The 15,392-nt window shown below is 49.2% G+C and carries 16 protein-coding genes; 3 read left to right on the top strand and 13 right to left on the bottom strand.

All coding sequences use genetic code 11. The annotated features are described in order from the left end of the window. The 8 genes from B2899_RS04510 to B2899_RS04475 form a co-directional block, all read right to left on the bottom strand. Positions 1–517: helix-turn-helix domain-containing protein (locus B2899_RS04510; protein WP_286884336.1), on the bottom strand; the 517-nt coding region annotated here is incomplete at its 3' end. A 31-nt stretch (positions 518–548) separates the two neighbouring features. After that, positions 549–1,349 (bottom strand): DUF3388 domain-containing protein, encoded by an 801-nt coding sequence (locus B2899_RS04505; protein ID WP_146809574.1) that lies wholly within the window; start codon positions 1,347–1,349, stop codon positions 549–551. Between the two features lie 158 nt (positions 1,350–1,507). Next, positions 1,508–1,762 (bottom strand): DUF3243 domain-containing protein, encoded by a 255-nt coding sequence (locus tag B2899_RS04500; RefSeq protein ID WP_146809573.1) that lies wholly within the window; start codon positions 1,760–1,762, stop codon positions 1,508–1,510. A 109-nt stretch (positions 1,763–1,871) separates the two neighbouring features. Further along, positions 1,872–2,606 carry an elongation factor P 5-aminopentanone reductase gene (ymfI, locus tag B2899_RS04495; protein ID WP_146809572.1) on the bottom strand — a complete coding sequence of 245 codons (735 nt, stop codon included), beginning with the start codon at positions 2,604–2,606 and terminating at the stop codon, positions 1,872–1,874. Between the two features lie 27 nt (positions 2,607–2,633). Further along, on the bottom strand, positions 2,634–3,920 hold the full coding sequence (gene yfmH, locus B2899_RS04490; protein WP_286884335.1) for an EF-P 5-aminopentanol modification-associated protein YfmH: 1,287 nt from the start codon (positions 3,918–3,920) through the stop codon (positions 2,634–2,636). Beyond that, entirely contained in the window at positions 3,917–5,200 is a 1,284-nt protein-coding gene (gene yfmF, locus B2899_RS04485; RefSeq protein ID WP_286884334.1) for an EF-P 5-aminopentanol modification-associated protein YfmF, read from the bottom strand. The genes yfmH and yfmF overlap by 4 nt, the downstream gene beginning before the upstream one ends. Positions 5,201–5,263: 63 nt before the next feature. Beyond that, positions 5,264–5,425 (bottom strand): hypothetical protein, encoded by a 162-nt coding sequence (locus B2899_RS04480; protein WP_286884332.1) that lies wholly within the window; start codon positions 5,423–5,425, stop codon positions 5,264–5,266. Positions 5,426–5,694: 269 nt separating this feature from the next. Beyond that, on the bottom strand, positions 5,695–5,883 hold the full coding sequence (locus tag B2899_RS04475) for a hypothetical protein (protein ID WP_146809569.1): 189 nt from the start codon (positions 5,881–5,883) through the stop codon (positions 5,695–5,697). A 404-nt stretch (positions 5,884–6,287) separates the two neighbouring features. Between B2899_RS04475 and B2899_RS04470 the strand changes: the two genes are divergently transcribed. Then, positions 6,288–7,109, top strand: coding sequence for a serine/threonine protein kinase (locus B2899_RS04470; protein WP_286884331.1), 822 nt, complete (start codon positions 6,288–6,290; stop codon positions 7,107–7,109). A 66-nt stretch (positions 7,110–7,175) separates the two neighbouring features. On the opposite strand, the gene B2899_RS04465 is transcribed toward B2899_RS04470, so the two are convergent. Further along, positions 7,176–8,018, bottom strand: a complete 843-nt coding sequence (locus B2899_RS04465) for a sulfurtransferase (protein WP_286884329.1) — start codon at positions 8,016–8,018, stop codon at positions 7,176–7,178. A gap of 42 nt (positions 8,019–8,060) precedes the next feature. Continuing rightward, positions 8,061–8,846, bottom strand: a complete 786-nt coding sequence (locus B2899_RS04460; protein ID WP_286884328.1) for an enoyl-CoA hydratase/isomerase family protein — start codon at positions 8,844–8,846, stop codon at positions 8,061–8,063. Between the two features lie 238 nt (positions 8,847–9,084). Here B2899_RS04460 and ppdK point away from each other — a divergent pair, with 238 nt between their 5' ends. Then, complete coding sequence (gene ppdK / locus B2899_RS04455; protein ID WP_146809565.1) at positions 9,085–11,775, top strand: pyruvate, phosphate dikinase; 2,691 nt, start codon at positions 9,085–9,087, stop codon at positions 11,773–11,775. Positions 11,776–11,901: 126 nt separating this feature from the next. Here ppdK and B2899_RS04450 read toward each other — a convergent pair whose 3' ends face one another. The 3 genes from B2899_RS04450 to asnS form a co-directional block, all read right to left on the bottom strand. After that, positions 11,902–12,315 carry a hypothetical protein gene (locus tag B2899_RS04450; protein WP_146809564.1) on the bottom strand — a complete coding sequence of 138 codons (414 nt, stop codon included), beginning with the start codon at positions 12,313–12,315 and terminating at the stop codon, positions 11,902–11,904. Between the two features lie 29 nt (positions 12,316–12,344). Continuing rightward, complete coding sequence (locus tag B2899_RS04445) at positions 12,345–13,073, bottom strand: DnaD domain-containing protein (RefSeq protein ID WP_286884327.1); 729 nt, start codon at positions 13,071–13,073, stop codon at positions 12,345–12,347. Positions 13,074–13,173: 100 nt separating this feature from the next. After that, positions 13,174–14,463: an asparagine--tRNA ligase gene (gene asnS / locus B2899_RS04440; RefSeq protein WP_146809562.1), complete on the bottom strand. Its 1,290-nt coding sequence runs from the start codon at positions 14,461–14,463 to the stop codon at positions 13,174–13,176. Between the two features lie 293 nt (positions 14,464–14,756). On the opposite strand from asnS, the gene B2899_RS04435 reads away from it, so the two are divergent. Further along, positions 14,757–15,293 carry a hypothetical protein gene (locus B2899_RS04435; RefSeq protein ID WP_286884325.1) on the top strand — a complete coding sequence of 179 codons (537 nt, stop codon included), beginning with the start codon at positions 14,757–14,759 and terminating at the stop codon, positions 15,291–15,293. Positions 15,294–15,392: the final 99 nt, after the last annotated feature.

Here is a 15,392-nt window from a genome sequence, read left to right as displayed (position 1 = left end):
CCGGTTGCTGCGGCTGCGGCTTCGTCTCCGGATTTTCCGGCGGCGGAACAAAAATATCGGTTTTCTTATCCAGCGGTGCTTCTTTTTGCGCCGCAGGCGGCGGAGCCGGCTGTTCTTTATCTTTTAGAAAATAGTTCACCGATGCCCAGATAACCCCGATGACAAGAATCGCAAACAAATATAATAAAATTCGCGAAACCCATTTGCTGCTGTTTCCGCTTTGCTCCTTGCGCCCGTGTCGGCTCTGCCTGAGCGGAGGAGGCGCCTCCTCTACCTTCGGCGGCTCCGGCAATTCGGAAGCGTACTGGCCAATAAGCTCATCGGCGTCAAGTCCTACCGCCTCCGCGTAGCTTTTTATGAAAGCCCGAACATAAAAGTGCCCGGGGAGTACGTCAAAATTGCCGTTTTCAATCGCTTCCAGATAACGTCGTTGTATCTTGGTTGCCTCCTGTACTTCGGCAAGCGACATTCCTTTTTCCTGTCTGGCTTTTCGTAACACTTCTGCGAGCTCAGACAAATCATCCACCTCCTGCCTCTCCGGTTCTCTTCTATGGAATGTCCAATCCGGAGAATCCTGTTTCAACGTTTTCGTATGTAATTTCCTCTTCGGGATGGTTACGCAATTCAATAATGTAGTCAAAATCCGACATTTCGTATTCTGTTTCACGCACAAAAATATCCGGATGCTCAATGACTTTTGTATACGGCATGCGTAAAATCTCGCGCATTAACATCGCATGCCGCTCCGTGCTCCGCATCGTGGAAACAATGCCGTCAATCATATAGACATGCTGACTGCCGTTCATTTCTTCCACGGTAAGCTGGTTGCGGACCGTCTGGCGCAGCAGCGTAGAAGAAATAAACGTCCAGCGTTTATTGGCGGATACGCAGGCCGCAACGGTAGATTCGGTCTTCCCGACCCGCGGCATCCCCCGGATTCCAATCATCTGATTTCCTTCACGTTTAAAAATTTCGGCCATAAAGTCAACCAGGACGCCAATTTCTTCACGCACAAAGCGGAATGTCTTTTTATCTTCTGCATCCCGTTCGATATAGCGGCCATGACGAACCGCAAGCAAATCCAATATCGTAGGCTGGCGCAGTTTGCGCAGCGTTATATTATCAACCTTTTCCAATATGCTGCCCAACAATTCGATTTTTTTTGCGTCATCGGTTTGGATTAGCATACCACGGCGACGATTAATCGTTCCGTTTAAGGATTCTACCCCGTTAATCGTAATAATGTTAATGGCCAGCATCCCAAGAATGGAAGCGACATCTCCCAATAGTCCGGGCCGATTTTTATGAATCTCATATTCAAGATACCAATCTTGTTTTTCCGTTTCCATCTCAAGTAAAACGCCCTTTCCCTGTTTGATTCTTCTTCCATAACGACATTATTCTACACTAAAAAATAAAATCCTTCCAATAGAAAAAAGCATGAAACGCATAAAAAAACATGAAAAAGGAAAAATCCCCTCGCAAAAGAGGGGAAGAGAGAAAGATGTCATTGCTTCTTATTCTGCACGTAGTTAATCATGGCGCCCGCCATTGCGTGGCGCTGTTCCTCGGTGCCAGCATCCCAAAGCTCTTTGAGAAGGCGTTCCTGCTCGTTTTTCGGATCAACCTGGTTTGACAGATAGTTACCGATTTGGTACGCCACATTTTCCATCGTTTCCTTTTCCATGCCAACGGTCGCCGCCTGTGCTACGCGCTGCGCCAAGAATGATTTCCAATCTTGAAAGTTGTCCAGGACTGACATGTCGTGTTCCTCCTTCATGATCATGTGAAGAGCATTCTGCCCTCCACAGTTAGCATGCGTTGCAAGGAGGCGCTTTATTCACATGTTCAAAGAATTTGATCCTGCCCTCCTAGCAATACCATGCCCCGTTCGGGCTGATAATCTGCCCGTTGATGTAGCCTGCTTCGTCACCGGCAAGGAAAGCAGCGAGGGCAGCAATTTCTTCAGGGGTACCCATTCGACCCGCAGGAATTTCTTCAACAATGGCAGCCAATTCTTCTTCGTTAAATGCACCCGTCATCATTTCGGTACGAATAAGACCCGGTGCAATGCAGTTCACCGTAATGCCCGACGGCGCCACCTCTTTCGCCAGAGCTTTCGTAAACGATATAACCGCCCCTTTGGCGGTCGAATACAGTACTTCGAAGCTCGCTCCGGTAAGTCCCCAAATGGACGATACGGTAATGATGCGGCCAAAGCGGCGCCGCACCATGTGAGGCAGGGCAAGGCGCGCGCAGAAAAACGGCGCGCGCACATGCACATTCATCATCTTCTCCCACTCTTCAGTCGTCACATCCTGCACCATCCCGTATGCGCTCAATCCTGCATTCAGTACCAGCACATCCGGCGCTTGCAGCAATTGTCCGTACAGTTGCTCGGCACCATCCGGCGCCGTTAAATCGGCCCGCACCAGCGTTACTTCCGCTCCTTCAGTACCGCAGCGCTTCGCCACCTCTTCCGCTTCCTGTACAGAACTGTTGTAGTGCAGTGTGAGATTATAGCCCGCCCGGGCAAGCCGGAGGGCAATGGCCGCTCCGATGCCGCGGCTTGCTCCGGTTACGCAAGCGTATCTCTGTTGTCTCATTATTTCCCCTCTCCCGCTCACGATCCGTCATGCTTCGGATGAAGTCACGATGGACACTGAGAACTGTGCGAAATCGACGTGTTCTTTCAGCCGCGCATTGACATCTTCAAGCGTTATCCCTTCCAGGATATCCCCGCGGGCGAACAGGTCAGTCCCGCCGAACCGGTATTTCGTAAACGAATTGGCAATAAACTCCACCGAATTAAGGGCACGGAGAAATTCCCCGGTCTTCTTTTTCTTCGAAAGCATAAAGGACTCCTCATCAACGCCCCTGGCGAGCACATTTTTAAGCTCGCTCTCTACCATCGATACCAGCGCATCCGGGTCCTTCGTATCGCCTCCGATGATGGAAAAACCGTACTGCGGCTCACCCGAATAGTCAGCGCTGAATCCGTTGTTAATCAATCCGGCATCATACAGCTTCTGGTACAAATCGGAACTCGGACTAAATAAAATATCGAGCAGAATTTCCGTTGCCACTTCCCGTTTGACCAGCTCTTCGCCGATTAGACCGGCCCGCTTATCTTTAAAACCGAATAGGCATTTCGGAATGCCGACCGGCAGATGAACAACAGAACGTTTCTGTGCCACCGTCTCCGGCTCTTCCGGATAGAAACGCTTTATGGGTGCCTGTTTGTCATACGGCTTCCCGGCCTGATTCTTGCGCACAAGCTCCATCATTTCTTCCGGGTTCACCGCACCTACGATGAACAACAGCATATTGGACGGATGATAGAATGTTTCATAGCACTCATAAAGCAGCTCTTTTGTAATCTTGCTAATCGATTCGACCGTGCCAGCGATGTCAATCTTTACCGGATGATTATGATAATAATTGGCAATAAGCCCAAAGTACACCCGCCAGTCCGCATCATCATCGTACATGCGAATTTCCTGGCCGATGATGCCCTTTTCCTTCTCTACGTTCTGATCGGTAAAATACGGTTTCTGCACGAAGTTCAGCAGCGTCTCCACATTATGCGCCACATCCTGTGTGCTCGAGAACAAATACGCTGTACGATCAAAACTTGTAAATGCATTTGCCGACGCACCGTGCGCCGCAAACTCAGCAAACACATCGCCGTCCTCTTCTTCAAACATCTTGTGCTCAAGAAAGTGGGCAATGCCGTCCGGCACCTTTATCCGCTTCTTGCCCGGTGCCTGAAACTCGTTATCAATGGACCCGTATCGGGTCGTGAATGTCGCATATGTCTTGCTGAATCCGGGTTTGGGCAGGATGTATACTTCCAGGCCATTGTCCAATTGGTCGTAATAAAGCGTCTCATTCAACCGTTCGTAGCGTTTCGTTTTCATTTCGCCTCCCCCTTTCCGCGCAAGAAATAAATTGTATCGATTTCCACTTTCTGCGCGACGCGTGCAATATCATCCTTTGTAGTGCGGGAAATCGCATCCAGGATTTCTTCCAACGAGCGGCGGCGGCCGGCCAGACGGCCGTTGTAATCCATGTTGGCGATAGCTCCTGCATTGTCCCTTGTCTCGCGCAGTTGATTGGAAAGCGTGGCTTTCGTCTGGTTCAGCTCGATATCTGTAATCTCGCCGCGCTTCATCATTTCCAACTGTTCTTTAATAATGGCAAGGGCTTTATCGTAGTTTCCCGTCTCGATTCCCGACATGATCATACACAATCCCTTGTGCGTCTCAAGCTGCGATACCGCGTAGTACGCAAGAGATGCTTTCTCCCGTACATTCATAAATAGCTTGGAGTGCGGGAACCCGCCCAGTACACCGTTATACATCATCAGATGCACATAGTCATCGTCCGCATACCCGGTTTGTGTACGCATGCCAATGTTAAGCTTGCCCTGGGCAACATTAAGCTCTTCCGTTATGACACGCTCTTCGGCTACGTCTTTTTTATACGAAGTCGGGGGAAGCTCTTTTACGCCGGACGGCTTCAGAGGAATATGCTGCCGGAGAAGTTCCGCCGCCTTCTCAGGCTGCACGTCTCCAATGACATACATATCCACCGGGTATGAAGCCAGTACCTCCTGATAAAAAGCATACAGCGCTTCCGGCGTAATTTGTGGGATTTGTTCGCGGATGCCATACGACAGCAACCGGTACGGCTCGCTCTGGCACATCTCTTCGGTCAGCCGCTGGTTGGCATACCGCATTTTATCGTCAATTAAACCTTCAATACGCTTGGTAAGCGCCTCTTTCTCCAAGTCGACCACTTTTTTCGCGAAGGCTCCGTTCTCCAGCAACGGACGTGTCAACACCTCGCCTAGAAAACGTACGCCGTCCTCCAGCAGCGGACGCGAGTCTGTCAGGTACTTCTCATTGGCAATTTCAAGATAAAATTGAATGATTTGTCTCTCGCCGCGCTTCATAACGCCTGCATTGAAAATAGCGCCATACAGCGAATCGAGGTGGCGCTGTAGATGCGCCGGATTCGGATAGCGCTCCGTGCCGCGCTGCAGCACATTCGGCAGCAGGGCCCCTCTGGTAACGAGATTTTCCTCAAGCGGCAGTTGAATATGTATCAAAATTGTCGTCGTTTTGAACTTTTGCGTAGGCAAAATGTGAATACTAAGACCGTCCTGTTCACGGCTTACAAACGATAGTTCACTCATGTGCCCGCTCCTTTCCGTTTTCCTTCTATTGTACCCGATTTAACAAACGATACCAAACACGGGCTACATGTCAGACTCGAAGACATGCCTTTCTACCTGTCTGCTTTCCTCCTCGGTCATTGCATGAAACCGGCCGCATGTCTCCGCCAGGCAAAGCATTCCTGTGAGGTTGCTGTCCTGATACGGCATACCCTGTTCGCTCCCGCAATACGGACATTTCCACATAAAAAAAACTCCTTTCCCGTTATGTTGTTTATAGTCTGCACGCCGAAAGAAGTTTTATGTCATATCCTTTTTGTGTGAAAATCGTGAGGAAAGAAGGAGAGGGGAGAAGAAATACGTTCCGGGGAAGAAAAAGGCGTTCGCCTTTTTTATATTAAAATCCCCTCCTCGTTCTCTTCTCTTTTTCCCTTCACACCTCAAAAGTCAGCCGCCCTTTTTATGATTTTCATGGCTGGGTTGCAGTTGAAACGCCATGGGAATTTTTTGGGTCGTTATCGTCCCATGTCCGTTTGAGGCGTTGCCATAATAAGAGAATCCAGCAGCCGAATCCAACCATGCGCTGCGCAAACGCTCGCTTCCGCTTCAACCAAGTCTTCCGTCGTATTAAGCAGCGTGGCAAGTTCTCCGATATCGATTCGTCCCTTTTCCCACACAATCCGCAAAAATTCGTTTCGAAACACGGCGAAGCCCCTCCTTGTTTCTCCTATTCGCTTGCTTAATAGGTTTATTATACAAATTTTCACCGGCGCATTTTGTCTAATCATGTCGCCCCTCTCACAAAAATATTTCGTTTTTATCCGGCAAAATGCCGTATATTTCCCGGAAGTTGCAACTATTTTCCTCTATCTTCGTAGAAACGTATAATGAGCCAATAAAACCACTATGGTGTTTCAGCCGCAACTCCGACATGAAAATCATGGGGGAGCGGCTGACTTTTGGGGTATGAAGAAAAAGAGAGGGAAGAATGAGGAGAAGATTTCAATGGTGAAAAAGGCGAACGCCTTTTTCTTCTCTGGATCTTATTTCCTCTTTCCTCTCCTTCTTTTCTCGCGATTTTCACAGAAAAAATAAAGGACCGGTGCGCATGTGGAAACAATGGTATCAGCGCCTGCGGGAATGGTGGGTCGATAAACCGCATAAGGCGGGTACGTTAATCAAAGCCCGCTATGAAGTCGTTCGCACACTTGGTATGGGCAGCTATGGGATTTCTTATCTTGTAATGGACCGGACCCTGCAAGAAGAACGCGTTCTGAAGCAAGTGCGGCCCAGCCGTCTGGACAGTCCAAAAGGCCGTCCGCTGTATGAATATGAAGTCAGCTTGCTGTCCTCGCTGCACCACCCGCAATTCCCGCGTGTGTTTGACTCATTTGAGGAAAAAGGGCAACTCTACTACGTCATGAGCTATATTAAAGGGAGCACGCTGGAAGACATGCTGTTTGAAGAGAAGGCATCATTTACTGAGCGGGAAGCGTGGCGCATCATTCTTCAGATTCTTACGCTTGTAGAATACCTGCACAGTAAGCGGATTGTTCACCGTGATATCCGGATTCCAAACGTAATCTGGAATGAAGGGAAAGTATACCTGCTTGACTTCGGACTGGCCCGCTATCTGGGAGATTCTCCTTCCTATTTTGAAGACACAGGCGATCATTACTGGCTTGAAAAAAAACTAAAGCGGGAGGTACACCCGCGCAGCGACATTTACGCGCTCGGACATTTTATGCTCTTCATGCTGTACAGCACATACGACGCAGAGGAGGAGGAGCCTGAGCGAAGCTGGGAAGAAGAACTTTCGCTTGCACCTGAGACCGTGCGAATGCTCAGGCGCATGCTTCAGTTCGATGAACCGTATGAAACGGTGGAGGAGCTGAAAAACAACATTGAGGCGTATTTGCAAACCCAATAAACGAAGCGGGAGAGCATGTGCCTCCCGCCTTATTTCCACCCTTTATTTACATAATGAAATTATGTGTCACCTAGCCCCTTTGGCCTTCTCATTTTCTGGATAGGAAATCCAATCGCTCCAGCTTCCCGCATACAATTTTGCATTTTTATACCCGAGTCGTTCCAGCACGAATAAATTAGCGCATGCTGTAACTCCGGAGCCGCAGTAGACGATAATTTCCCGGTCTCTAGGCAATTCGGCGAAGCGCTGACAAAGTGCCGTTTCACTCTTTAAAAATCCTTTCTCATCCACAATCGCCTGCCAATCATAGTTGACCGCACCGGGAATATGACCGCCTATCGGATCGATGGTTTCCGCTTCGCCGGTATATCGGTTACATGCGCGAGAGTCGATTAACACAGCTCCATCTTCTCCAAGTCCAAGATTCCGGCGAATATCTTCTACGCCGCACAGCCAATCTTTTTGAACATGTGGTATGTATGTTGCAGGCAAGCGTTCAGGAATTTCTTTCGTAATCGAGTGGCCGGCTTCTTTCCAGGCCTCATACCCGCCATCAAGCAGAGCCGCGTTCCGATGTCCGACATAACGCAGGACCCAGTAGGCGCGTGCGGCCATCGCCCCTTTTTGGTCATCATACAGTACAACCAGCGTATCGTTATCAATTCCTGCCCTGCCAAGCTTGTCTGCGAATGTATCAGCATCCGGCCACGGATGGCGGCCGCCGTGCTCGGCTTTTGGCGCTGACAGATCCTTTTCCAAATCAAAATATACCGCACCGGGAATATGATCCGCTTCATATTCTTCTCTTCCTTTATCAGGGTTGCCCAGCACAAATCTGCAATCCGCCACTACAATATTTTTATCGTGCAAATGTTCCGCAAGCCATGAAACTGAAACAAGCGTATCCATTCTATCCTCTCCTTCACCTCATACGTCTTCTCTGTTTATGCGTTACTCACCGGTAAACATCGGCTTACGCTTCTCTTTAAACGCCTGTACTCCTTCACGATGATCCGCCGTGCTCGCCATAACCGTCTGGGCCGTCTGCTCCATTCCCAGCATGGCTTCCAAATCTGCCGTCAGCGCCTGATTGGCGAGCTTTTTGATCATCGCATACGTACGCGACGGACCATTCGCTAACTGTACGGCTAATTTTTTTGTCTCTTCCGCGAGAGCACTAGCCGGGAACACTTCATTTACAATGCCCCACTCTTGCGCCTTAGCCGCCGAAAGAATTTTGCCTGTAAACAGCATTTCTTTTGCCCTGTACGTCCCCAGTGTACGCGGCAGAAAGAACATGCCGCCTCCATCAGCCACCAGGCCAATTTGTGCAAACCCTGCCGAGAACTTAGCATCGTCTGAGGCTACAATCATGTCGCAGGCCAATGCAAGGCACAGGCCGGCACCCGCTGCGTATCCGTGCACTGCCGCGATAATCGGCTTCTCCAGTTTGCTCATGGAACGCACCAGGTAGTTCAGCTTGCCTACAAAATCGTGAATATCCAGGGGAGTGAAATCGCTCATGCTTTTTACATCACCGCCGGCGCAGAAAGCCCGTCCTGCTCCCGAGATAACGACCGTCTTCACTTCCCGATTACGACCGGCTTCCTCCATCGCCTGAACAAGGCCGTCCAGCATCTCTTCACTGTAAGCATTTAATACTTCAGGACGCTGTAAAACGATTGACATAACTCCTTGCTCGATTGCCGCACTGACAACCGACGTCTGGATGCTCATATGTACTGCCCCCTTTTATTAATTTGCAGGATTTTTTGTTTCTGGCTAGAAGTGAATACTAAAGTCAAGATGCGTTACCGAATCGTTTGAATTTACTGTCTTTTATCGTAGCAAAGGTTTGTCAATAAAGTCAACGTTTGTTCACAAACCAATACAACTTTTCTACTATAATAAAAGGGAGTAGACACAAATATGCAGGCCAACAAATCGGAGGTGTGCGCCGTATCCGGCAATAACCATGAGTGAGAAATACGTTTACCTATTTCACGAAGGCAACGCAAGCATGAATGAGCTTCTCGGAAGGAAAGGCGCCAACCTGGCGGAAATGACAGGACTTGGTCTTCCGGTCCCGTCCGGCTTTACGATTACAACGAGTGCCTGCCGTCGCTTCTATGAAGAAGGTAAAATCGTTCATCCCGATATCGAAAAAGAGATATACACGGCTCTTCATACACTGGAAAAGACTACGGGAAAACGCTTTGGTCATCCAAGCAATCCACTACTCGTATCGGTTCGTTCCGGTTCATCCACTTCCATGCCCGGCATGATGGATACGATTCTGAATCTGGGGCTGAATGATTACACGGTTGCCGCTCTTGCCAAGCATAAAGAAAATAAGCATTTTGCATACGACTCATACCGTCGCTTTATTCAGATGTTCAGCTCTATTGTGCTCGGCGTGGATGATGACTTGTTCGAAGATGAACTGGAGAAGATGAAACGCCATGCAAGCGTACAGCAGGACTCCCAGTTGACAGCCGATCACTTGCTCGATTTAATCTTAATTTTCAAAGAAATCGTGTTCAAGGAAACGGGGCAGAAGTTTCCGCAGGACCCTAAACAGCAGCTTATCACCGCGATCGGGGCTGTATTCGATTCGTGGTACAATCCGCGGGCAACGTTTTACCGGCGCATCCATAAAATACCGGATGACATCGGTACCGCCGTCACCGTTCAGCAGATGGTATTCGGCAATCTGGGTCCAAACTCCGGAACAGGTATCGCTTTTACCCGCCATCCGTCCACCGGAGAAAACGAGCTGTTCGGCGAGTTTATGTTTAGTGCACAGGGAGAAGACATCGTAGCAGGTATCCGGACGCCCCAGCCGATGACAGTGCTGCAGGAGAGGCTGCCCGAGACATTTATCCAGTTTGAAAAAATAGCTCAGGATTTGGAAAAACATTACCGTGATGTGCAGGATATCGAGTTTACCGTTGAGGAAGGCAAACTGTATGTGCTGCAGACCCGTTCCGCCAAACGAACTGCAGAAGCCAATATCAAAATTGCGGTTGATATGGCAAACGAGGGCCTTATTACACGTGAAGAGGCCATTATGCGCGTTGATCCTGCTTCCATCGTGCCACTAATGCAGCATACGATCGATCCGAACGCGGAGCTGAATGTGATTGGCAAAGGGCTTGATGCCAGTTCCGGAGCGGCAACCGGCATCATTGTTTTCGACGCCGAAGAAGCGGAGCGCCAGCATAGAACAGGGCATTCGGTTATCCTGGTGCGCCAGGAGACGACGCCGGAAGACATTCATGGCATTCTGGCCAGCGCCGGAGTATTGACCACCCGGGGCGGAGTGACCAGCCATGCTGCGGTTGTAGCACGCGATCTGGGTACGCCTTCCGTTGTCGGCTGTGAATCGTTTAAAGTGGATATGGAGCAGCGTGAACTGCGTACGGACTCCATTACATTAAAAGAAGGCGACGTCATTACGATTTGCGGATCGACCGGCCGGATCATCCTCGGTGAAGTGCCACTGGTGCCACCGAAGCTCTCCAAAGAATTCTGCACACTGCTCGAATGGGCGAACGAATTTAAAACGATGTGCGTTTACAGCAGCGTAAATACCCCGCAGGAAGCAGAGTTGGCGCGCCGTATGGGAGCGGAAGGCGTCGGTTTGTGCCGTACGGAGCTAATGTTTATGGACCCGGAACGCCTGCCTCGTGTAACCCGAATGATTCTTGCCCACAATCAGCGCGAGCGCAAGAAAGCGCTGAACGAGCTAATTCCGCTACAGAAATCCGACTTCCACGGTATTTTTCGGGCGATGGAGGGCAAACAGGTCACCATCCGCTTAATCGATCCACCGCTGCACGAGTTTCTGCCAAACCCGGCGACACTTGCGCTGGAGTTAGAGAGAGCACGCGTAGCGGGCGACAAGAAAGTGGTAGAGGAAAAAGAGGCGCTACAACAGCGAATCGAAACTCTGCATGAGCTAAATCCTTCATTCGGACACCGGGGCTGCCGGATCGGCATTACGTATCCGGAAATTTACGAAGTGCAGACACGTGCGATTGCGGAAGCAGCGCTGGAACTAAAGGCTGAAGGGATTACCGTCTACCCGCGCATTATCGTACCGCTCGTCAGCGATTGGCGCGAGATGAAAGCGGTGCGGGAAACGGTAGAAGAAACACTGCAACAGGTATTCAGCGTATACCGTGATCGAATCGAAATCCCGATCGGTGCATTCATCGAGCTGCCGCGCGCATGCATTACGGCAGACAAGGTGGCGGAATATGCCGATTTCTTCATCTTCGGTACGAACGACTTGACGCAGTCAACCTACGGATTCAGCCGCGATGATGCGGAAGGCAAATATCTTGCTTATTACCTGGATCACAATGTTTTACCGGAAAACCCGTTCATCTATCTGGATGAAGAAGGGGTGGGCAATTTGATTGAGATTGCCATCGAGCGGAGCCGCAAATGCAAGGCCGATCTGAAGATCGGGGTATGCGGCGAGCATACGAGCGAGAAAGACTCTGTATTCTTCCTGCAGAACTTGAACATGAATTTCATCTCCTCGGTTCCGCAGCGGGTCCCATGCGCACGCATTGCTGCCGCTCAGGCTGCCATCCGCACCCGACAACAAAACGCTGTTGCCAGCAATAAGAAAAATTCGCTTACGAAAGAAGAATGAATTTGTCTATCCTAAACAAACGAGCCGCATCGCCAATTTTTTTCTTTTCTACTCAGTGCAGCTCCTGTGCTGAAAAGAAACCCTTCGGCGTGCGGCTTGTTTGTTGACGGCATATTTATTTTTTCTCTACTTTTCTTCAAGCGGCTTCAGCTCAAAACCTTCCTCAAATAACTGTGAATATCGAATCTCCGGAAACGCCATATCTGTATGCGTATAGTAGCGCGTGTCAATTACGATACGGCCATCTTCCGGAAAGCCCAGGTTGTCCAGATAGTGTTTTGCTTCCACAAGGCGCTTCTGAATCTCCGTCCATGACTCGAACTGCCAGCAAATCTCCAGCTTGTCGTTAAACACGCTGAAATGCACACCCGTCTCGGTCAGAAACGGCATCACCTTCGTATGCATCACATCGCCGTTCCAGACAATCATGTCCCCGTTCTTCAGCAAAATCCCCCGCGCATATTTTTCATCCCGATAGATGTTCTTTACATCGCGGCGTGTCGGATTGGTACACAAGAATAAGTCATCCAAATTGCCCATCGCAAGATCCCCCTGCTTTCATTATCTTTTTATGAATCGGTTTCTTCTTCAAGCCAATTGTAAAACGGAAATTCTTGCGGCATCCCACCGAGTGCCTGTCCACTGCGCTCGCCGCGCTGCTGATGCTTGCGAAACTTCAAGCTATACTCGCGTGCCTGCTGTGGCGTCCGAATATTGTTGCGGTGCCACTCGAATAAAATCCGATCAATATAACGAAAAAACAGCTTGCCCGAGATGACAGCTTCCCGAAGCGCCGCCATAATGAGTGCCTCACTATATCCGTCCTGATCCACCCACATGGCCAGATTCTCACACTCAATCGGCGACAGGGGTCGGCCAAATTCTTCTTCGAATACGGCATACAGATTTTTTACATTTTCGCCCGTTCTGACTATGCCCGGTATATCTTCATCTGCTGTTTCCCTTTGTAAACAGGCCACAATCTTCTTATATAGGGGCGTAAAACAGTACCACTCTGAGCGTACCCGGGTCGACGGGTCAATCGTCTCCTCGATCGAGATATATCCCTGCTGCACAAGCCGCTGCAGACGCTTGACAATTGTTGATGCGTCTGCACTCATTCTCTCTTCCAGTTCATGAATTGTCGGAAACGGCTTACCTTCCGTTTTAAAAGCGAGAAGATGAACAATGACCATCATCTCCTCATCCGATAATCCGATCTGCCGATAATGCTGTAGAAGCAGGTTAGGCAGCGGTGTTGTTCCGGCCTCTAACATACACAATAAGACATCACTCATCGAAATCCACCTCTCATGTATGAACGATTATAGCAGGATCGATCCGACAAGTTTAGTCTTGCAAAAGTTGCATTTTTCCTTTATGGCTTAGATTCGGCAATTACGGATACAGACGGTTCAGCAAACGTGGGAACGGAATCGTTTCACGCACGTGCTCAGTACCGCAAATCCAGCCTACGGTACGCTCAAGACCAAGTCCGAAGCCAGAATGCGGAACGGAACCGTATTTACGCAGGTCCAGATACCATTGATACGCTTGAGGATTTAAATTATGTTCTTCATACCGCTTCTGCATCAATTCCAGATCGTCAATCCGCTGGCTGCCGCCGATAATTTCCCCGTATCCTTCCGGTGCAATAAGGTCGGCACACAGAACGACATCCGGATTCACGGGGTCCGGTTTCATATAGAATGCTTTGATGCTGGCCGGATAATGAGTGATGAATACCGGCTTGTCAAACTTTTCAGCAATCGCCGTCTCATGCGGTGCGCCGAAATCTTCACCCCATTGAATTTCGTGCCCGTCTTTTTGCAGCATTTCGATTGCTTCGGTATACGTAATACGCGGGAACGGCGCTTTCACATTTTCGAGCTTCGCTGTATCACGGTTGAGCCGTTTTAATTCCAATTGGCAATTTTTCAACACATACTGCACAATATAGCTAACGAAATCTTCTTGGATGCGCAGGTTTTCTTCATGATCCACGAACGCCATCTCCGGCTCGATCATCCAGAACTCAATTAAGTGACGGCGTGTCTTCGATTTCTCGGCGCGGAATGTCGGGCCGAACGAGAAGACCCGTCCAAGTGCCATGGCCGCAGCTTCCATATACAGCTGCCCGCTCTGCGACAGGTACGCTTCCTCATCAAAATATTGTGTATGGAACAGCGTCGTCGTTCCTTCCGCCGAAGTTGGCGTTAAAATCGGGGGGTCCACTTTATAAAATCCACGCTCTTTGAAGAACTCGTATACCGCTTGAATCACAGCGGAACGAATGGAAAGAATCGCCTGCTGGCGCATGGAACGAATCCAAAGGTGGCGGTGATCCATCAAGAACTCTACACCATGCTCTTTTTTCGTAATCGGGTATTCCTCTGCGATATGAATCGGCTCTATGTCGGTTACGGTCAATTCATAGCCAGATTTCGAACGCTCGTCTTCACGGACAACTCCTCTCACGTACAGCGAGCTTTCCTGAGTAAGCGCTTTGGCTGCTTCCCATACTTTCGGAGCGACTTCCTGCTTGACGAGCACTCCTTGAATGAAACCGGTTCCATCACGCAGTTGCAGAAATTGAATCTTCCCGCTGGAACGTTTATTAAAGAGCCAGACGCCAAGGCGCACTTCTTCTCCTACATGCTTTCCGATTTGAGAAATTGTCGTCAGCATATTGTCATCCTTTCTATCTAAAGAAATTGGGATCAGAAACCTACAGAATTATACTATCCATTCCCTGATTTTGCAAATGCTGCCGCTCCCCTTTTTTCGACCCAAAACCACATAATTTTCTCAGCCTCAGGGCGGAGGTATAATAGAAAACAAGTTGGTACAATAACTATATCACAGTATTTCCATGGAGGGTGGGAAACAAAAAAGAAAGCGATTTTTGGAATGAATACATAAAATCGGTGGTAAGTATCCAATATCATTCCATTTTAATTTAGAAAGTAGGAGATGCGGCGATGAAACTTTCCAGAAAACTTGTGGCTCTTGTTCTGGGACTTGGCCTCGTCGGTGCGACTGGTGCGGTTGTTACACAACCTGATGTGCGTGCAGATAATAGTGCCCTGTCCCGACAATTCCAACAGCAGCAGACGCCCCCCGCTCCGGTGAAGGACCAGACAACTGAATCTGTCGCTTCAGATATATATATCAATAAAGCGATGGGCTTCTCGCTTCAACTGCCCGCCTCATGGGAGAACAAATATACTGTGGAACAAGTAGAAAAAAATATAGACGGATTCCCGGCAGTTATCTTTATCAATCCAAAGCACTCATTCGAACTTATGGAAATCGTCACAATTCCTGAGAACATATGGAAAAGTGAAGGGTATGACGAATCTCTCTACTTAAAGCTTGCAGAACGAGACGGCACGATATATGCGGCACTCTTCCCTTCAGAAACGCTGTACGAAGGCGACCAGGAAGTGACGGAAATTACCGACATGTTAAACGACATGTTTGAACAGATTAAAACCGGATTCGCAGTAACGAAATAGACGGGTACAAAGGCGGCACATCAACGTGCCGCTTTTTTCTGTGAAAATCACGAAGAAAGAAGAAGGAAAGAGGAAATGAGATCCGGGGAAGAAAAAGGC

This window comes from Aneurinibacillus sp. UBA3580 (assembly GCF_002375825.1).
In the GTDB taxonomy this organism is placed as follows: Bacteria; Bacillota; Bacilli; order Aneurinibacillales; family Aneurinibacillaceae; genus Aneurinibacillus; species Aneurinibacillus danicus.
This window is presented reverse-complemented; position numbering and strand designations above follow the sequence as displayed.